Consider the following 18,797-nt stretch of genomic DNA (forward strand, 5'->3'; position numbering starts at 1 on the left):
CAAAAGAAGACTAGGAGAAGTCAAAATAATTCCGTTTCAAGATCCGTTCTGTCTCCATCAGCTCTTGATATGTGAGTGTTTCCGGTAATTTTTTTGCATTGACTAAAAAAAGCTGATTTTCGATTTCTGCTATGACCGCTTCCTCCTGATAAGTCATGCCGCAGGAGGAACAGGCGAATGCAGGTGTTTCTGTAATTTCTATGGCCCTCGTACCGTCAGGAAGCTCCCAGTACACAGCCGCCTGACAAGCTGACGCCTTCTGATTGCCGCACCACTCGCATGGCTTCACGGCGATTCACCTCCGACTTCCGATCCTGCTTTTTGCTCTTTCTTTTGCTGTGCAATAAATTTCTTTTCTTTCAATTCATCTCTCTTTTCCCTGCGGTCTTTCAGCGTTTCATGATCAGGGTTTGATGTAAACGTTTTCCTCCTGTCGATCCTCGATACATTTTCCGGTGTGAACGAAACCTCTTTGTCCGCGAAAATGGCGCTCAGTCCGACCGGCTCACTTTTGGCCATCGTTCCCGGAAAAACAGATTCAAAATAGTCGTCGGCTTGATTCGGGATATAGTTTTCCGGCTCGGGATAAGATGTAATCACCCCTTCGAAGTTTCTGATCACAACTTTCTCCGGACTTTGGGAGAGCAAGTAGTTCGGCTGCAGGGCGATTTTACCGCCTCCGCCCGGGGCGTCGACGACAAAGGTCGGCACGGCAAAGCCCGTTGTGTGGCCCCTCAGTCCTTCAATGATTTCCAGCCCTTTTGACACAGGCGCTCTGAAATGGCCGATTCCCTCTGACAAATCACATTGATAAATATAGTACGGACGCACGCGGATTTTCACTAAATCATGCATGAGTTTTTTCATAATCGGCACCGAATCGTTAATGCCTGCTAAAATAACGGCCTGGTTACCGACCGGAACACCTGCGTTAACGAGCTTTTCACACGCCGCAACCGATTCTTCCGTCAGTTCGATGCTCGTATTAAAATGAGTGTTCAGCCAGACAGGATGATATTTTTTCAAAATCTGACAAAGGTTATCCGTTATCCGTTGCGGAAATACGACGGGCGCTCTCGTTCCGATCCGGATAATTTCAAGGTGGGGAATGTCACGCAGGTTTTTCAAAATATATTCCAGAATCTGATCGTTGATTAAAAGCCCGTCTCCGCCGGAAATCAGGCAGTCACGGATTTCCGGCGTTTCCCGGATGTAAGCGATTGCCGCATCAAGCTGTTTTTTCGGCACCCCCATTCCGATCTGTCCGGAAAAACGCCTTCTTGTGCAGTATCGGCAGTACATCGAACATTGATTTGTCACCAGAAATAGAACGCGGTCGGGATAGCGGTGCGTAAGACCGGGAACCGGTGAATCTTCATCTTCAAACAGCGGATCTTCAAGGTCATATTTCGTTTTGTGCATTTCTTCTGACAGCGGCACGGACTGCATGCGGATCGGACATCTCGGGTTATCGGGATCCATTAAAGAAGCATAATAAGGCGTAATGTTCAGGGGAATGGTTTTTACAGACATCCTGACGCCTTCTTCTTCCTCTTCGGTCAAATGAATGACTTTTTTCAGGTCATCGACGGTTCTTACAGTATGGGTGAGCTGCCACAGCCAATCATTCCACTTTTCTTCCGGCACATCTTTCCACAATTCAATCTCCTTCCAATGACGCTTCGGCTGAAACCATTTGTTTGTCAAACGAATTCCTCCTTATGAATGGCCAAACGTAAAGTCTTACACCATATATTCATATTTTCGAGCCCTTCTGAAATGCAGCAGTTGTTCACAAGCCTGCCTCTGTAGCCGTATCCGGCATGATACAAAACGGCATTCATCCCGTAAGACGCTGCACGGGCCAAGGAAAAAAGATGGATGATTCCCCGGCCCGCGAGTTCCTGCTCCAACGCTTTAAACAAGTGTGCCGTTACGGAGTTCCCCCTGTAATCTGACAGAACCGCGCAATCGGTCATTTCAGCGTGCCCCAATACCGGATTGATATCTGCGCTTGCCGCCCCAATGAGACGATCCTGATCAAATGCGGCATAATAGATGGTGTTTTCTCTCATTGTTTTTTTAATATAAAGGGGATTAAAGACAGGAGTCGGATAGGTAAGAAAAACATGTTTATATAAGTTCGATAAGCGGTCTGCATCATCTTCATCCGCTTTCCTGAACATCAGCGCGCTTTCAGTCTGAGTCAGTCCCCGCGGCGGTGTCTCATATAAACGGTCAACAGTCGAATCTTCTGATACATATGAATCTGACCGTCTCCGTTCCTCTGATAAATAGCGCACCATCACAACAGCCTCATGCCCGTTGTAATACCCGTCTATGACACCCTCAACAATAAAAAGATGCTTGACAAATTCCGGCTCATCGCCGCGCTTGGCAAAGAAAATTACCTTTTGGGCTCCTTCTTGCTTTGCTTCTGCCAAAACGGCCGGAATAAGCGCCGTAATCTGCCCGTCATAACGAATGACTCTGAGCCGCTCATTGAAACGGTCTGCATCAATCTCGGCCGCTCCCTTTTCAGCCCTCAGTTCCTTTATCAGCTCCGTCACCCCCATCTGCCACCCCGCACCATTCCATGATAAAAAGAGAAATGATTTTGACGGCATCGATTAACGCCCGGATTTCAATGTATTCATTCGCCTGATGCGCCGCCTTGACTTCTCCCGGACCGAAGACGATGACCGGCGTCTGTCCCGCGTGCTGCAAAAGCCCTCCGTCCGTTCCCCACGGGGACGCTTCACGAACCGGTTTTGCCCCTTTCATTTTCTCAAAAGAAGATTCCAGAGCGGAAATCAGCGGATGCTCATCCGGGAGATCATTCGGAAGCCACTGAGCCCCAAACCATTCTATTTCCGCCGGGTGGTGTTTAAACCATTCATCCCGGTACTCCAAATCTTTCAGCCAGCTTGCCAGTTCTTCTTTTACTGCTTCCGGCGTTTCATCCGGCGCTATTCCGCACCTGCCTTCTATCACCACACGGTCAGCTACCGATGATGGCCACGTTCCCCCTTGGACGGTGCCGATATTAATGGGAACCGGAATCGGAACGTCCCGATAAAGCGGGTCTGTGATACGGGCGTTGCGGACGTGTTCAAGCTCTTTAAGGGCTGTGATGACATGCAGGCTTTTTTCAATGGCGCTCACCCCTTCATAGCGGGTGCCGCCGTGTGCGGACAATCCTCTTACCGTAATGCGGAACCACATAGACCCTTGCTGCTTAACAAACAGCTTTAAATTAGTCGGTTCGGGAATAAGCGCCCCGTCAGCCTTGTAGCCCCTCATAACAGCCGACAGCGTTCCCGCGCCGCCGCACTCTTCATCTACGACACTTTGAAACAGGACATCTCCTTTTAACGTAATCCCGCAGGCTTCAAGCGCTTCTAACGCAAACAAGAGGGCTGTATTGCCGCCTTTCATATCCGTTGAACCGCGGCCGTAAACTTTGCCGTCCTTTTCAACAGCGGTAAACGGTTCATACGTCCATGCGGCGGGATTTCCTTCCGGGACAACATCAATATGTCCGTTCAGTATCAGTGATCTTCCGCCCCCGGCCCCTTTCTTTACGGCTGTGATATTCGGGCTTTCATGGAAGTCTTCGCGTTCCGATACGAAATAAGGATGCTCTTTCAAATGTTTGACACTCGGCTCCCATACATCAATATCCATGTCAAACTGTCTCAGTTTTTCTAAAACGACTGCCTGTGCGTTAAATTCATGGCCGAACGTGCTTTTTTCCCCGATCAGCCGTTTCAGCAAGCTTACCGCTTTTGCTGTGTTTTCTTCCGCCCAATCAATGACTTTCTTTTCTAATTGATCCATGGACAGACCCCCTTTTAAGAAAACATTCTCCCAATCTGATTTCGGCATCCGTTGTTTGAATGACATCGTCTATGGTCGTGCCATTCAGCAGTTCCTCAAGAACAAAAGCCCCATCATCTATGCTGATGACGGCTTTCTCTGTAATGATGAGATCTGCACAGCCCGCTGCTGTAAGCGGCAACGAACAGCTTTCGACCAGCTTCGGCCGGCCTTTCTGATCGGTGTGGCTCATGACGACAACCACTTTTTTCGCGCCTTGGGCAAGCTCCATCGCCCCGCCCATTCCGGGCACTTTTTTCCCCGGCACGAGCCAATTGGCGAGATCACCTGTCCTGCTGACTTGGAGCGCGCCTAAAATGGTAATATCTATCAGCCCTTTTCTGATCATGGCAAAAGACAGAGCTGAATCAAAATAGGAAGCACCCTTAACTGTACTGACAGGAAATCCGGCCGCATTGCATAAAAGCTCATCCTCCTCTCCGCGCTCCGGACTTCCGCCGATCCCCAGGACGCCGTTTTCCGCCTGCAGCATTACCTCCATGCCGTCCGGCAGAAAATTCGGCACTAAAGAAGGAATGCCGATCCCCAGGTTGACAATCATACCTGAGGTAATTTCACTGGCGGCCCGCCTCGCGATACTCTCTCTTTCCGCTATTCCCAAGCCCATCTCCACTTCACTCCTTCACTTTGCACGACACCCTCCACGAAAACACCCGGCGTTACAATATGCTCGCTGTCAAGTTCGCCGGCAGGCACAATCTCTGCCGCCTCAGCAAATGTTCTTTCGGCCGCCGCAGCCATCAGAGGGTTCATGTTGCGCGCCGTTTTGTCAAACGTCAGATTCCCAAATTCATCAGCAGTATGTGCCGACACAAAAGCAAAATCAGCCGTCAGCGCTTTTTCAACTAAATAGGACTTTCCCTCAATCGTTACGGTTTCTTTGTTTTCACAAACGGTTGCGTTATCAATGCCGATATCAGTTAAAATACCGCCTAGCCCCGCTCCGCCTGCGCGAATCCGTTCAGCAAGCGTCCCTTGCGGCGAAAATTCCACCTCAAGCGTTCCGTCAGTCATTTGCCTGCCCGCGACAGGATTTGAGCCGATATGGGAAGCGATCAGCCTTTTTACCCGTTTATGAACGATAAGCGGGCCGATGCCGATTTCCGGAAATCCGGCATCATTGCAGATGACGGTCAGCTCTTTAACGCCGCTTTCCAAAATCGCTTCGATTAATGACGGAGGTGAACCCACTCCCCCAAAACCGCCGAACATGATGACAGATTCGTCCTTGACATCGGCAATTGCTTCATGAATATCGATTTTTTTATGAAAAATAGACATATCAGCTCAATCCTTCTTCATCATTTTTTCAACTTCTTCTGCGGCCTGGGAAAATAGATCTGACAGCTCATCCAGCTCAGCATATGAAATCGTGAACGGCGGGGCGATGATGACGGCGTCTCCTTCTCCGCTGTCAATACCGGGCTTTGCAGGGTAAATAAGCAGGCCCCGTTTTTTTGCCGCTTTAATGATTTTTTCGGTGAAGGCCTGTTTTTTCGAAAAAATGTCCTTCGTCGTTTTATCCTTAACGAATTCAACCCCGATCAGGAGGCCTTTACCGCGGACATCCCCGATCACCCCGCTGCGCTCTTTGATTTCTTCTAATTTCCGCTTCAGCATTACGCCTTTCTCCTCTGACTGCCGAAGCAGCTCGTGTTTCTTAACATAGCGAAGCACTTCAAGCGCCGCTCTTGCACAGTATGGGTTGGCACTGTACGTATGTCCGCTCATAATGACCCCGGAGCCCCGCTTGATCGTTTCAATGATGTCATCAGACGCAACAGCTGCCGCTATCGGAGCGTAACCGGCGCCTAACCCTTTTCCGAGCACCGCGATATCAGGTGTGATCCCCCAATGCTCAGAAGCAAGCATCCGCCCTGTTCTCCCGAGCCCCGTCATGACTTCATCCGCGATAAACAAAATACCGTGCCGGCGGCAGACATCCTCAAGCGCTTCATAATAACCTGCCGGCGGAGTGATGGCCGCCCCGGCTGCTCCGACAATCGGTTCTGCGACAAATCCCGCGATAAATGAGGAACCGACCCGCTGAACAGCCGTTTCCAGTTCAGCCGCCGCAGCCTTCACAAATTCCTCTCCCTGCAGCTCAGAACGATACATATTAGGCGCTGAAACGGCCGGAAACCGTTCGAGCAGTTGGGTGAAGCGGTATCTCCGTTCGTAGAATCCTGATAATGAAAGCGCTCCCAAAGTAATACCGTGGTAACTGCCCCATCTTGATAGAAAGACGGATTTTTGATATTGCCCTTTTTCCTGCCAATATTGAACGGCTATTTTCATCGCTGTTTCGACTGCCTCTGAGCCGCTGTTTACAAAAAATGACCAATTCAGCACGCCCGGCAGATGATCGGCCAGAAATAAAGCCAGTTCTTCTGCCGGAGTACTGGTGAATTGGGAGCGATACACAAACGAAACGGAGTCAAGCTGCTCTTTTAAAGCTTGTATAATATCCTCCGTGCCGTGGCCGATATTGCAAGTGACAGCCCCCGATGCTCCGTCAAGATACTTGTTCCCCTCCTGATCATACACATATGATCCCTTTCCATGACTGACTGACGGATAATTCCCGTCAAGCTCCGGTTTGATTAAATAGCTCCCCATATCTTTCCACCTCGAAAACCCATTTGCTTCATTGTATGAACAGATGAATAACCGCATTCTTATCCTCCAGAAAGTTTTTTGCAGAAAATACCTTTCTGTAAAACAGGCTGCCGGAGATGTCCCGACAGCCTGAAGAGCGTTCTGGAAATTCTATTCCTATTGTTGATTTTATTCTTTGCTCAGCTCATCATCACATCATTTTTGATCTGAATCAGTATAAGCAGAAGGCGGAAAATTCTTGTCTTCTTTACTGTATGGGAATCAATATTTCACACAAATGATGATTCACCTTTTGTAAAGTATACCTTTCGATAATAGGCTGTTCTCTGATTGATAAATTATTTTTTTCGATCTCAGAAAAAACAGTGTTCCAAAATCCACTGACTGCCTCTTTTGTATGATCAAGCAAGAAAACAGCGTACTTCCCTCCGGAAAATGTACCGATCCGGGCTGGTTCAGGCACATGGTCTTGATTGGTAACAAGACAAACATCATAGCGGCATTTCTCTTTAGGAGTACGATTCGGATGATCTTGCGGAATTCCTAAAATGACAGAATGATCAAGCAGACCATTCAATTGCGCCCAGTTTTTAAATGACTCCATCAGTTCTTTGTTTTGCTTTCCGCCATACTCTCCGACGTTTCGGAAATAAGCAATTCTTGATTCAGGTAATTCTTCAATCGTTATGTTCACATTTTCGCCCCCTTCTCCAGAAAGGTAATATGTATTAAAATGTTTTTCAAGCTGATTTTTCAGCATGGAAATAACAAAAAGCCTGCAGAAAGTGATGTTCTCTGCAGGCTGATTTTCATTATAGGATTTTTTTCAGTCTAACAAATAAAAGCCGCACCGACGATGATTAATAAAATAAACAATACCACGATCAGCACAAAAGTGCTGGTTCCGCCTCCGCAGCCGCCGTGCCCGTAACCATAGCCAAAACTGCCGCAGCCGTAGCCATATCCGTATCCGTACATACGCAAATCATCCTTTCTTCTTACGATATACGGCATTGTATGCGGGCCAACTCCCAATTGGTTTATGCGAATGCCCAACTATGTAAGAAAATAATGAAAAATTGTATGCACGCGCCGAAATCTTTTGAAGCCGAGTTTTTCATAAAAGCGGTTTACACCGTCCATCCCGGACGTCACAAGGTATACGGTTTCCATGCCGTTCAGCTTTGCCGCCGCCATCAGCTCATTCATCAATATCGATCCGTAGCCTTTTCGTTGGAATTGATCCAGAATTGCGACTTCTTCTATTTTTGCGGTTTTATCTGCTTTGTTGATGAAAAGCTCTCCGCAGCCGATCGGAATCGTTTGCGAGGCGTCGCTGTAGCACACGACAAGCATAACCGTTCCGTCCTTATACAAAGGATATTTCCGCTCAAGCTTTTGTTCGGCCGCCGCCTCGCCAATGTAAAGGGCATCATAGATGTTCATAATAGACGACCCGTCGGCGAGGCTTTTTTCCGTCCCCCAAGCAGTGAGCGGGTGCCCGGGCTGCAGGTCCCCATTTTCCAGTTTCCTTGCAAAAAACAGCTCATCTTCCACTACGCAGCCCTGTTTTACCAGAGTTTGTTTCAGAAGAAGCGGAAACGTGTGCTCCGGAGCCGCTTTCACATGAATATAATTGGCTTGAAGCATGCCCGGAACGGACGAAAAAAACGGCAGGAGTTTGTCTAACGGAAATGTATGGTGCAGCTGAATAAAGTTATGCGAAAAAATCTGCGGCAAAAAAGGGTCCGTATATACACTGAAATGCTCGAACCTCTGAATGCCGGAAGTAAGCTCTATATACTGCTTCTCGGTTTTATCAAATTGATCGGTCATAAAAGCTCTCCTTTTCCTTACACATCCAACTGCATCTCTCAACCTTTTGTTATATTGAGATTTCTCATAATTTCATCGTACACCGGATAGAACGGCATTCCAATTGGTAATTGTTTAATTTGCTGAAAGGAAATGGGTATCGCCTTCTGATTCGCAAAAAAGCGTTTCGCTACGTCATGACTGATCGGATGGAGAACCCCTCTCAAATAAACATAAAATTCCCGTTCAATGCGAAACAGCATTCTCCCGGGCAGATGTTGAATACAGCCCGATGCCCCCCGGCTGATCGGCGGACCGTCCGGAAGCGCTTGTATTTCGTCCCGTTCTAAAGCCGGGATGTCATGCCGTTTAAATCGGTAAAAGCGAAATGCGCTATGATCAACCAGCCTTTTCTCCCCGTCTTCTATAAAATAAACATGAAACTGATCCCTGACGAGCTGAAAATTCGGAATACTGACGGAGTTCTCTTCCTCATATTGAAATAAAAACGGATCCGGAATGACGACGGTTCTGCCTTCATATAACGTATGCCAGCGCTCGTTTACAGGCTTCCTTTTATTTCGGTCAAGCTGATATACTTTCTGATCCGTCCCCTTTACAAAGGACCCGTCGATCAGGACAGACGGAAGCGATTGATACGTGTTCTGAAATGAGTGGGGTGTTTTATAGGTCGTATCCAACACTTCTTTTATCGGCAGAAATGATGTAAATGTGTTGAGCCTGCTCCAAAAAACAGAGTCTCCGTGATTCCAATGCATAACATCTTCGTCCCAAAAGCTGCCGAACTTCTCTTTCACACGCTCTAGCAATGATCTCCGGTGCATCACTGAACAGTGATCAACGAGAAAAGCGGCCTGATCAAGCACCTCTTCAGCAAAACGATAGAAGTGGAATTGTTCTGTTCCGCGCCCGTTTACATGTATCACCTTCTGGCTGGAATAGACGGCATCAAACCCGCTGCATTGATTAAGAACTTCCGCCATGCGGCTGAGCCTATCCGGATGAAATACGGTGTCGTCTGTCAAATAAGTGATGTATTCGCCTTTAGCCCGTGAAAGCGCATCATTAATCAAAACGGCATACCGGGTCGACTTCAGCCGTTCGGCAGGATTGATAAAACTGTTGTCATAATATATGCGGGGATCTTTTATATACGTACTGATGGCAGCCGAGGTTTCTTCATTTGAATGATCATCCATCACAAACAGCTCCCAATTGCTGTAGGTCTGATGCAAAACACTTTCAATCGCCTGTTTCACAAGATCCGGTTTGTTGTAACTCGTTAAGATAATTGAGATCTTCTTTTCCATCCCATCACCCCTTCTGTAAAACGTAAAAAACGGCTCCGAAAGAGACAGAGCCTGATATCCGTTATTAAAAAGCACCCCAGCTGACGATGCTTGAAATCGCGACGTTTGATCTCGTATTATTGAGCGGATTTTGAAAAACGGCCAAATCTGACAGCACTTCTTTGACAATTACGTTTTGCAGTGTGCTGCCGTTAATCAGATTGACGCGTGATACAGGAACCCCAAGCTCTTTTGCCATTACAAGCTGACGCCGCAAATCTGAATGATCTCCGGACGGCTGACGGGATAACAAAAGAAGAAGAAGCAGTACGAGCTGAAATTCCTCCTCAAAACCCCCGTGTTTTACAGTTTCTTCTGAATCCAACGTATTCCTCTCCTTCATTTTTTAATCTGTACAACGTATGTCATACTCTTACAATCCGCATAGGCAAACAAAGCCTGATTCGAAAATTCAGCTGTTTGATTAAATATTGAAAAAAACACAAGCAAAACGGCATTCGACTTATACCAATCTCTTCAATCAGGAATATGAATAAACGTGAGGTTGAAATTGTTAAAGGAGGTGTATGTTCGCATGAGCGAGGATCGTTTGGAGCTTAAAAAGGAGTTATTGAAAACTCTTTTAGCCCCTGTATTTGACAACAGCGCTTTATCTGGCGGCACAGATGGAGGAGATAATGTGGAAAACAAAGTAAAAGAATTATTGGAATCGGCAATTGATGCAAAAATAGATGAAGCAGCGGCGAAAGACAGTCTCAGCGCACAATCTGTATTGGGAAGCGGTATTTCATTAGCGGCGAGATGGATTTTTGCAAGAATTCAGCCCGGCACTGTCATCAGCATTGTGATGGATTCAGGAGACATGATCGGCCCGGTTCAATTTGTTGCCTTTGACGAAATTCACGGAATCGTTTTTGTTACGCAGGAAAATTCCGTTACACCGGCAGGCTCTGCTACAACATTGCTTGACGTCGACAAAGTTGAAAGTGTCACGTTCACTTCGTAACAGCATATGAACGTTTTATATATCCGTTCAGGATATAAAGGCATATACACGTATTTTGACCGCTGGATCGAGGAAGGCTTTTTACAGTCTTCCGTCCGCTTTTTTTCTGTTTCTGAGTTTGAGGAAGATACCATCAGCAGTATACGGGCATTCAAACCAGACATCAGTCTGATGATGACGGGAGACCGTATTCCGTCTGAATGGCTTCAATGGCTGAAGACAGAACAGATTCCCGTTTATCTATGGATGACGGAGGATCCTTTTTATTTCGATGTGAGCATGACAATCGCCCCTTTCGCCGATGCCGTTTTGACGATAGAACAAAACGCGCTTGATGCTTACCGGCAAATGGGCTTACAGCACGTATATTATGTCCCGATCCCCGTTAATCAGCGGCTTTTTAAGAAACAACCTGCTGAAGCCTCTCTTCACACAAATCTGCTTCTGATCGGATACCCTTACCCGAACCGCGTTGAACTGGTGAAAGCAGCGGCGAAGCTTCCGTATACGCTTCGTATTATCGGGAAGGGATGGCGCAGACATCTGCCTAAAAAAATCGCCAGGCAGCAAAATGTGCTCGTAATGGATGAATGGATTGCACCCGAACATGCCGCATTATATTACAACAGCGCAGACGTGGTCTTAAACCCTCACCGTTCTTATCGGTTTGCGCTCAATCAGAACGGACGCGGCATCGAAAATATCAGTTTAAATACGAGAAGCTTAGACATTGCGGCTTGTCAGGCCTTTCAGCTGACAGACCTTTCTCCCGCGCTCCCGTTTTCATCCTTTGTTTCTTACAGCGGGCTTGCGGATTTTGCGGATAAGATCCATTTTTATATGACAAACCCGGGTGAACGTAAACAAATCGCGGCGCTTAATTACCAAGAGACAGTACCGGCGTATACGTATGACCGGCTGCCGGCTGTGCTTGCGGCTATCCGTTCCAGGACTTTCTCATGAAACGCTCTTCACATCAAAAAAAGCAGCTTGGATAAGCTGCTTTTTTCATGTTTATTTTCCGCTTCTGTCAGTCAGTTTTCTCGGGTCAACCTGTTTATTGACCTGCGGGTGAAAGCCGATTTTATCAGCGATTCTTTCCCAAGGCACCATTTTAAAATTTTGATTCACTTTTTGGCCGTGATCTATATTTTCTCCATCTTGTGCGACAAAAAGGCCGAACGGATATTCAGGCCCCAGCCCGAAACCCAGAACGTCAATTCCGTCTGTATCGCTTGTGCCGTCTGTTTCAGGCCCGTCTGTTATCTGAAAGTCCGCAACATATTTGTTCTGTCCCTGTCTTTCATAAATCGCATAGCTGCTGTTACCCTGGCTTGAGGCAAGCAGATAACCTTTCCCGTCAGCAGCGTAGTAAATCGTCAGTCCTTCAATATCAGGGGTTAAATGCCTGCCGTCGGCACGATCGATCACCGTTCCGTTACTGCCGCCGTCCGGCTCAGCGCTGAACTTCCAGATGGCCTCATCTTCTTCTGCGATATAAAGACTGCCGTATTCATCGTCTGCTGCCATCCCTTCTGTCTGAGAATTCATTTTAAACGCCCTTACCTTTTTGCCGGATATGTATCCATTTTTATCCGCATTTAATTCGTATTGTTCAAATTCGCCTTCTTTCCCTGTCACCATCGCGTAATATTTTCCTGTTTTTTGACTGTGGTACAAGCTGAAACCGTATACTTCATCAATTGCTGATGCAATCGGGCGGTCTGGATCTGTAATGCTTTGTAATGTGCCGTTTTTCCCGTCAATGGCGTAAATCTCAATGGTATTCTTTCCTTCAGACCGATTGGATGCCGCCGCAATATCGACTTTTTTTCCGTTCAACGGAAAATCATAGCGGATATCAACATTGTTCAGCTTCCCGGTATGATAGGAATGAAGCGTCTTTCCCTCTAGGCTGTACACGACTAAGCCTGATTTTTTATTGGTTGTGATCAATTTGCTGTTCTGAGGATTCTTGGGGTCCAGCCAAATCGCAGGATCATCAGCTGCATCACCGGCTGTATCAACCGGCTCCGTTTCCGCCGCCGCATTCACGGTAAAGTGATAAGGATCAGACAGCTTATGCTTGGCCTGGGAAGAAACCGCACCGCATGTGAGCATCAATCCGGCTGCCGCGGTTAACAAAAGTGTTTTTGAATGATTCATTTTCCTTCCTCCTTTTAATGAACGTTCACTTTAATTGTAAAATACATACAGGAAGTTCAGTGTTAAGTTTTTGTGAAGATTGTCCGCATGTGAGAATTTACGGAGAGAAAAAATTGACGTGAGCAAATATTTAAAATGAATATTTAGTACAATGTTTTATTTGTATTTCTATTCTATTAATCGGGTAAAGCGAAGTGAAAGCGCATCAGATTAATGTTTTTCTCTAATTTTTGATTTATTGGTTTCTTTCATTAACTCGCTGAAATTGTTCAACATATGATGCATGGTAGAGAAACGAGAGTTGGAGGATAAGCCATGCCTAAACAGCAAGCAGTAGAGCTACAACCGTTTTTTCACGATAAAACTGTTCTCGTCACCGGCGGGACAGGATCAATCGGAAGCCAAATAGTAAAACGCCTTTTGCTCTTAACCCCTAAAGAAGTCATTGTGTTCAGCAAAGATGACAGTAAACAATATGTAATGAAACAAAAATACGCGGATGAACAAAGACTGTCGTTTGTGCTCGGCGATGTTCGTGACTACAGAAGAGTCAACCAAGTGATGAAAGGTGTTGATATTGTCTTTCACACAGCTGCGCTGAAGCAGGTTCCGACATGTGAGGATAATCCCTTTGAAGCCATTCAAACCAACCTTATCGGCGGACAAAATGTCGCAGAAGCCGCTTTGCTGCAAGAGGTGACGCATGTGATTAATATCAGTACCGATAAAGCCGTTTATTAAGATACTTACTACAAACAAATCAAAAAAAGAAGCTTACTCTGCACTCCTTTCCAAAGCAGCCTCCAATAAATGCTGAGCAAATTGTTTATAAAATTCATCTAAGTCATTACTCGCTTCATCCTGATCTATATAGCGGATACTGTAATTATCTTTATGGACAACCTTTATTGTTTTCTTCTTTAATTCCTCATAACGTTGGTAAGGTTCCAAAACTACACCCCCGCTTTCACAGGAGTATTATATGTATGTAATGGTTCGTCTCTTGACTGTTCTTTCTTTATCAAAGCCTCACAAGCTTGTTCAATGTATCGTTAACTTTTTTCTTTATCCAGCGTTCAGTACCGACCTCTTCGCATATGAATATGGGAATGCTGGTTTTATTCAAGGTGCCCAGTAATTCAAAAATGAATTCTTGATATGTGCCTTCTCTGCACCTGAGTCACAATCGTCAAATAAATCTTGGGGCAGGAATAAGCCACCGCGAATGAGGTGAGGTTTGAAGACATTAATTTTTGTTCAATATGCCGCTTCAGTTTTGCAGCGGCATTCCTAGGAATGAAAGAATATGTACTAAATACTTTCAAACTTTGAGATGTTTGTTTTTGGAGGTGAAGATTCATTTAATTTTTTATACCAAATACGAATTTTTTGTCCTTTGCTCAAGTCATCTTTATTGTTAAGTTCACTAAGTCCCAGTAAAACTATATCCGATCTATACTTTTCAATAATCTCTTTTTCACTAAGATTTTCATAGTCTTTAACATCAGCTTTTTCATTAGGTATGAGAATTGCTTGATTCTCTCCTTTTAAAATGACATAGCCGACCATGGTTTGCTCAGCCTCCATAAAATGTTTGTTATGTTGGTTTTGACACCCTAATGTTATACATAACAAAATTAACAGCATTATAAACACTCTATACAAGTTCAAACCGCCCTTCTTGCATATTTGTAACAAGGATAAAACACTGTTTTAGGAAATGACAGACTAAAACGCCTCATGTTTATGAATTTAAAATATTCCCCCTGGACAAATGGAACACGGCGAGGTCTTCACCATTATAGAACCGCACAATTGCATCATGAAATATTCAATTGGCTGATCAACCACATCACCTGCACTAATATACACATTTGAAAAAAAGAGCACTTCAAAACTAATTGCTAGTGCTTGCCATATTAAGATTCTTTCTTTTCATGCTGCTCTTTTCCTTGGCCTCAATTTTTTAAAATTTAAATTACGATTTTAAGTTAACTTTAAACTGCATTATGTTGAGAATATCACCTTTAATTGGTAAGCTGACATCTAAGTCATACTTACTACAAAGGCAGGTGATATATTGAACAAAATAATCGGAATGACCGGATTAATTATCTCCTTACTTGTGCAAGGGTTTTCAGCAAGTGATTCATTGACTCATAAGATCGCCATGGCTTGTCTATTTTTGTTCTTATTGGTTTATAATTTTAACCATACTAAGGAGTTCTCTAAAAAGTCTCTGGCGATTATAGGCGCTTCCTTTATTGTGCTAATGCTTGGTATTTATCAATTGCTCTCTTTTACTGGTGATTACTTTGAAAGTCGCGGTTTAAATTTTGGATTTATCCTCTTACTTGAAATTGTTTTAGTTATTGGATTAGTGACTGCTGCGCTGAGTTTAATTAAGCATATTGCAGACCGCTTAAGGAAAACACCTGATGGTAAAGAGCGTTGACTCTTTGCCTTTTTTTAGCTAACCATTTCTTTTTATGCCGTCTTTCTTGTACAAAATCAAACGCAATATCGACTTTTACCGGCTCTGTTCTGTCAATGATGAATTGATTTCAGAACGATTCTTAATTCCTCATCATTCATACCGTTGCCTTTTGCACTCCACCTTTATGGAATCTTTTTCATTTTTCACCAGAATTTTTCCAAAAGATCCAGTCGCATCGCTCTCTTTGATAAGAGCTCTACATTTCTAATAGCAAGATTGAATATTGTTTGTTAATACACTCGGCCCCAACTTTTGTGTCTTAGAATTTGAAAGGCGTACTTGCACTTTAACATTTGTCATTTCAGCTGATATGGAATCAATCCTTCCAGCCCAATTAGGGCTCTCTTCCTCGGGAGTCGGATATAGTTTAAATCGCCAACTGATTTCCCCTGTTTTGGCGGCAAATCCTTCATAACTGTCGTAGCTTCCATAAGAAGATGGTTGAGGAAGGTGGACAGCAAGAATACTCATATTCGTTCTTACAGCACTTGGCGGGTATAACTGCACTTTATAGATTAGTGCCGCACCCTTCGCATTTTTCAGTTTTTGATTCACCGGTTCGAGTACTGCAGTACAAGGCATTGGACTTGCTTTCATTTGAGTTGGAGAGGCAATAACAGCAGCCAATAAAGGTATAACCAAGATAAATCGTTTCATCTAAATTCCCTCACATTTTTTTGTTAATTTCCCTTACTCCCGACTTAAATATTCATCACTTTTGAATGATTAGCTTCATTAAAAGGTGAAAAAGGCAGTACTGGAGCTAAAGGAGCTACTGGTGCTGCCGGTAAAGATGGAAAATCAGCATATGAATTAGCTGTTCAACAAGGTTTCTCTGGAACATTAGATGAGTGGCTTGCTTCTCTGAAAGCAACAGCAAACTGATCACGTACCCTTCTCTAACGAGGAGTGTATTTTTTCCGTTTTTTCAAATTAGAAACCACAAAAACTCTACATCCTTTTACATTTTTTTCAATGACATGTTATGATTATTTTCAAGGGATTTTGGAAATTTTCAGAAAGAGGGGTTTGGATTCCGGATGAAATTGAAGCAGCTGAATTCTACTCCAAGGTCTCCTACTTATACACTCTTGTTAAACAAAGCATTGTGGCACAACACTATATCAAGAATGCAATTGCAATATATAAGCGACACCCTGACTATAAATGCAAACTGGCAACTTCAACAATGATTGCGGCTGCAAACTATTCCGATATGAAACGGTTTGAAGAGTCAGAAACATATTATTTAGAAGCAATAGACATTTTACAAGAAACAAAGGATGAATATTTGGAAGCTCAGTTATATCACAACCTTAGTATCGTGTATTCTGATTGGGACAAACCTGATAAGTGCATTAAATCTCTCGAAAAAGCTATTGGAAATGAATCTTGGATGAATTCAAATTATTATATAAATTCTTTATTCATGATGATTAAGGAGCTATTTAAAATTGACGAAAAAATGAAAGCCATTAATTTTTACAATAAAGCACAGGAAAGACTCATATTAATGGAGAATAAGGTATACGAAGCCAAAATTAGCATCCTATACAACCTATATTGTGGTGAATTAAAAAACAACTTCAATAATTGCATCCGTTACATTGAGTTTTTAAAACAACAAAATGACCTTGAAAGTGTAGATGAATTGTCCTACATAGCTGCAAAAAGGTTTGAATCAATAGGTGCTTTTGAAGAAGCAACAAGCTTTTTCAATGAAAAAATTTGGGCTGAACAGAAAATGAATCAGGTGGAGGGAATCTTATGAAAAAAATTATGCTTTGCGTATCTATTTTAACTGTAATTTTAAGTGGAGTAGCTTTAACGCAATTGAGTACAGATTCACCATCTAACATCCAGATAGCTGAAAGGCCAGTCGGAGGTTAAAAAATTAATTAATTTAGCCCTACTCATATGAGTGGGCTTTTTATTTTATGATTTGTGTCCACCTGTCAAACCTGCTCTATGCAAAGCTGTGCCTCCAGGTGTATATGAAACAGCTCGTAAGCGCTTTAGATCCATATTTATTTCTTATCCCGTCCGTAACAAAATTATGGAAGCATGGGCTGGAAAAGGGGTAAGGAATTATCAGAACAACTGGGGTAAGCGATTCAAAAGCAAAAAGAAACAGTATGTTAAGAGCGCAGATATCTATGATAAGGTAAAGGCCCAGAGATATGCTAGTAGTAAAACAGGTAAGCCTTATTCAGTGGCTGCAACCAAAAAAGCACAAATAAATAGTATTGCTCTAAACTTGTGTGGCAATCATACAAAAACACAAAAGGAACCGACCTAGACAGTAATGGAGGCGCACTTGTCACACCTGCAGATATTGATCGTTCATCAAAAACTGTTAGCTACTAATCATTTTACTTGCAGATTTATTCTGCAAGTGTCTTTTTATTTTATATAAAAGATAAGGAGCGTTATATGAAAAAGTCTTATGTTTTATATGGGATTTCAGGAGTTCTAATTGGTGCAATAGTTATATTGTTGATCAATGCATTCTTTATAAATAAAGGTGAACACTCTGTAAGTACTTCTAAAATTAATCCAACCGAGGATAAAATCTTTTTTATCTATTCAAATTCACTCATCAAGAAAAGCGTACTCATATCCACATCACAAGGAGAAAAATTCAATAAACGATACTTTAAGGTACCGGATATACCATATATCCAGAAAAAACCCCCTCTTCAGACGATATCGTCTTGTTAGCTGAACATGAACCATATTATTACACATTAAAAAACAACACCATTAAAGAACATAAATTATCCAATCCATTTGCTTTTTGGCATCAAGGAGAAGATATTTCTGTAAAAGCCTATAATGTCGACACCAATGGAAATGAACTGAAAGTAAATGATAAAAAGTTCAATAAAAAATACAGCCTGACTTTGCCCTCCCTCGTAACCATGGGAGAAAGCGATGATAAGTATATTTACGTCATTCAAGGAATGTCTTTGTACGTCATTGATAGAAAAACAGAAGAGATTATTAAAACGATTGGATTAGCTTCCTATGGAGATGTATTTGATCACTCTGAAAAATATGTTGTGGCTAGCTCAGAACATGAACTAACTGTAATCGAAAAAGGATCATGGAAATCAAAATTCATAAAATATCCTGATGATCTCGAACAAGCGGACGCTGTGTATTACGACAAAAAAAGCGGTAAATTTTACGTTACATATATTAATAAATCCGGATACGCCTGCTTACTTGAGTACGATCAAGATTTTTCTTTTGAAAAATTCGATTTACAATTTCCGTATATGAATGCAAAGTTTAAAGATCAAAAACTTTATGTGATTTCACAAGAGGAAAACAAAAAAGGCATTGGTGGCTATATGGGGATTTTTGATATCCGTACTAAAAAGAAACTTAATGAATTTGATTTGCCTGAAGAAGAAACAAAAGTGCAGGACTTTATGGTTTTAGATTAAACATAAAGAAT

The 18,797-nt window shown here is 43.4% G+C and carries 21 protein-coding genes and 4 pseudogenes; 7 read left to right on the forward strand and 18 right to left on the reverse strand.

Annotation, left to right across the window (positions count from 1 at the left end):
* Nucleotides 1–10: 10 nt before the first annotated feature.
* The 12 genes from J6600_RS09945 to cgeC form a co-directional block, all read right to left on the reverse strand.
* Nucleotides 11–289 carry a YokU family protein gene (locus tag J6600_RS09945; RefSeq protein WP_012117773.1) on the reverse strand — a complete coding sequence of 93 codons (279 nt, stop codon included), beginning with the start codon at nt 287–289 and terminating at the stop codon, nt 11–13.
* Complete coding sequence (gene kamA, locus J6600_RS09950) at nt 286–1,707, reverse strand: lysine 2,3-aminomutase (RefSeq protein ID WP_072177837.1); 1,422 nt, start codon at nt 1,705–1,707, stop codon at nt 286–288. Before kamA ends, J6600_RS09945 begins: the two co-directional genes overlap by 4 nt.
* Nucleotides 1,704–2,576: a putative beta-lysine N-acetyltransferase gene (gene ablB / locus J6600_RS09955; protein WP_245207585.1), complete on the reverse strand. Its 873-nt coding sequence runs from the start codon at nt 2,574–2,576 to the stop codon at nt 1,704–1,706. Before ablB ends, kamA begins: the two co-directional genes overlap by 4 nt.
* A complete protein-coding gene (locus J6600_RS09960) occupies nt 2,539–3,840 on the reverse strand; it encodes a peptidase (protein ID WP_481748172.1) in 1,302 nt (433 codons plus the stop codon). The genes ablB and J6600_RS09960 overlap by 38 nt, the downstream gene beginning before the upstream one ends.
* Nucleotides 3,812–4,507 (reverse strand): 3-oxoacid CoA-transferase subunit B, encoded by a 696-nt coding sequence (locus tag J6600_RS09965; RefSeq protein WP_209387356.1) that lies wholly within the window; start codon nt 4,505–4,507, stop codon nt 3,812–3,814. Before J6600_RS09965 ends, J6600_RS09960 begins: the two co-directional genes overlap by 29 nt.
* A complete protein-coding gene (locus J6600_RS09970) occupies nt 4,492–5,181 on the reverse strand; it encodes a CoA transferase subunit A (protein WP_209387357.1) in 690 nt (229 codons plus the stop codon). Before J6600_RS09970 ends, J6600_RS09965 begins: the two co-directional genes overlap by 16 nt.
* A gap of 6 nt (nt 5,182–5,187) precedes the next feature.
* A complete protein-coding gene (locus tag J6600_RS09975; RefSeq protein WP_209388342.1) occupies nt 5,188–6,519 on the reverse strand; it encodes an aspartate aminotransferase family protein in 1,332 nt (443 codons plus the stop codon).
* A gap of 247 nt (nt 6,520–6,766) precedes the next feature.
* A complete protein-coding gene (locus J6600_RS09980) occupies nt 6,767–7,213 on the reverse strand; it encodes an AraC family transcriptional regulator (protein WP_209388343.1) in 447 nt (148 codons plus the stop codon).
* 137 nt (nt 7,214–7,350) lie between these two features.
* Nucleotides 7,351–7,497 (reverse strand): YjcZ family sporulation protein, encoded by a 147-nt coding sequence (locus J6600_RS09985; protein ID WP_014418145.1) that lies wholly within the window; start codon nt 7,495–7,497, stop codon nt 7,351–7,353.
* A 78-nt stretch (nt 7,498–7,575) separates the two neighbouring features.
* Entirely contained in the window at nt 7,576–8,355 is a 780-nt protein-coding gene (locus J6600_RS09990; RefSeq protein ID WP_209387358.1) for a GNAT family N-acetyltransferase, read from the reverse strand.
* 38 nt (nt 8,356–8,393) lie between these two features.
* On the reverse strand, nt 8,394–9,665 hold the full coding sequence (locus J6600_RS09995) for a glycosyltransferase family 2 protein (protein ID WP_110124205.1): 1,272 nt from the start codon (nt 9,663–9,665) through the stop codon (nt 8,394–8,396).
* A 64-nt stretch (nt 9,666–9,729) separates the two neighbouring features.
* Nucleotides 9,730–10,029: a spore maturation protein CgeC gene (cgeC, locus tag J6600_RS10000; RefSeq protein ID WP_007407929.1), complete on the reverse strand. Its 300-nt coding sequence runs from the start codon at nt 10,027–10,029 to the stop codon at nt 9,730–9,732.
* A 210-nt stretch (nt 10,030–10,239) separates the two neighbouring features.
* Between cgeC and J6600_RS10005 the strand changes: the two genes are divergently transcribed.
* Nucleotides 10,240–10,671 carry a hypothetical protein gene (locus J6600_RS10005; RefSeq protein WP_094295955.1) on the forward strand — a complete coding sequence of 144 codons (432 nt, stop codon included), beginning with the start codon at nt 10,240–10,242 and terminating at the stop codon, nt 10,669–10,671.
* Between the two features lie 6 nt (nt 10,672–10,677).
* Nucleotides 10,678–11,634: a CgeB family protein gene (locus tag J6600_RS10010; RefSeq protein ID WP_209387359.1), complete on the forward strand. Its 957-nt coding sequence runs from the start codon at nt 10,678–10,680 to the stop codon at nt 11,632–11,634.
* A gap of 51 nt (nt 11,635–11,685) precedes the next feature.
* Here J6600_RS10010 and phyC read toward each other — a convergent pair whose 3' ends face one another.
* Complete coding sequence (phyC, locus tag J6600_RS10015) at nt 11,686–12,837, reverse strand: 3-phytase (protein ID WP_014418150.1); 1,152 nt, start codon at nt 12,835–12,837, stop codon at nt 11,686–11,688.
* A gap of 315 nt (nt 12,838–13,152) precedes the next feature.
* Between phyC and J6600_RS10020 the strand changes: the two genes are divergently transcribed.
* Nucleotides 13,153–13,578 carry an SDR family NAD(P)-dependent oxidoreductase gene (locus tag J6600_RS10020; RefSeq protein WP_003153663.1) on the forward strand — a complete coding sequence of 142 codons (426 nt, stop codon included), beginning with the start codon at nt 13,153–13,155 and terminating at the stop codon, nt 13,576–13,578.
* A 33-nt stretch (nt 13,579–13,611) separates the two neighbouring features.
* Here J6600_RS10020 and sprB read toward each other — a convergent pair whose 3' ends face one another.
* The 3 genes and pseudogenes from sprB to J6600_RS10030 form a co-directional block, all read right to left on the reverse strand.
* Nucleotides 13,612–13,788 (reverse strand): recombination directionality factor SprB, encoded by a 177-nt coding sequence (sprB, locus tag J6600_RS10025; protein WP_007612049.1) that lies wholly within the window; start codon nt 13,786–13,788, stop codon nt 13,612–13,614.
* A 2-nt stretch (nt 13,789–13,790) separates the two neighbouring features.
* Nucleotides 13,791–13,963: pseudogene (locus J6600_RS19755) on the reverse strand (hypothetical protein); the annotation flags it as partial.
* A gap of 185 nt (nt 13,964–14,148) precedes the next feature.
* Complete coding sequence (locus J6600_RS10030; protein WP_223204378.1) at nt 14,149–14,484, reverse strand: DUF3221 domain-containing protein; 336 nt, start codon at nt 14,482–14,484, stop codon at nt 14,149–14,151.
* A gap of 433 nt (nt 14,485–14,917) precedes the next feature.
* Between J6600_RS10030 and J6600_RS10035 the strand changes: the two genes are divergently transcribed.
* The gene (locus J6600_RS10035) at nt 14,918–15,292 is read left to right on the forward strand and encodes a YoqO family protein (protein WP_021493939.1); all 375 of its coding nucleotides are present in this window, start codon (nt 14,918–14,920) and stop codon (nt 15,290–15,292) included.
* Between the two features lie 246 nt (nt 15,293–15,538).
* Here J6600_RS10035 and J6600_RS10040 read toward each other — a convergent pair whose 3' ends face one another.
* Nucleotides 15,539–15,991, reverse strand: coding sequence for a YoqH family protein (locus tag J6600_RS10040; RefSeq protein ID WP_209387360.1), 453 nt, complete (start codon nt 15,989–15,991; stop codon nt 15,539–15,541).
* Between the two features lie 376 nt (nt 15,992–16,367).
* On the opposite strand from J6600_RS10040, the pseudogene J6600_RS10045 reads away from it, so the two are divergent.
* Together J6600_RS10045 and J6600_RS10050 are read left to right on the forward strand one after the other, a co-directional pair.
* Nucleotides 16,368–17,105 (forward strand): annotated as a pseudogene (locus J6600_RS10045) (tetratricopeptide repeat protein); the annotation flags it as partial.
* A complete protein-coding gene (locus J6600_RS10050) occupies nt 17,102–17,224 on the forward strand; it encodes a PhrK family phosphatase-inhibitory pheromone (RefSeq protein WP_029974280.1) in 123 nt (40 codons plus the stop codon). The pseudogene J6600_RS10045 and the gene J6600_RS10050, both read left to right, overlap by 4 nt.
* 45 nt (nt 17,225–17,269) lie before the next feature.
* Here the strand turns inward: J6600_RS10050 and J6600_RS19585 are convergent.
* Nucleotides 17,270–17,387: pseudogene (locus tag J6600_RS19585) on the reverse strand (DNA polymerase); the annotation flags it as partial.
* Between the two features lie 380 nt (nt 17,388–17,767).
* Here J6600_RS19585 and J6600_RS10055 point away from each other — a divergent pair.
* Nucleotides 17,768–18,786: pseudogene (locus J6600_RS10055) on the forward strand (YncE family protein).
* Nucleotides 18,787–18,797 lie beyond the last annotated feature (11 nt).

The sequence above is a fragment of the Bacillus sp. LJBV19 genome, assembly GCF_017797845.1.
Classification (GTDB): Bacteria; Bacillota; Bacilli; order Bacillales; family Bacillaceae; genus Bacillus; species Bacillus velezensis.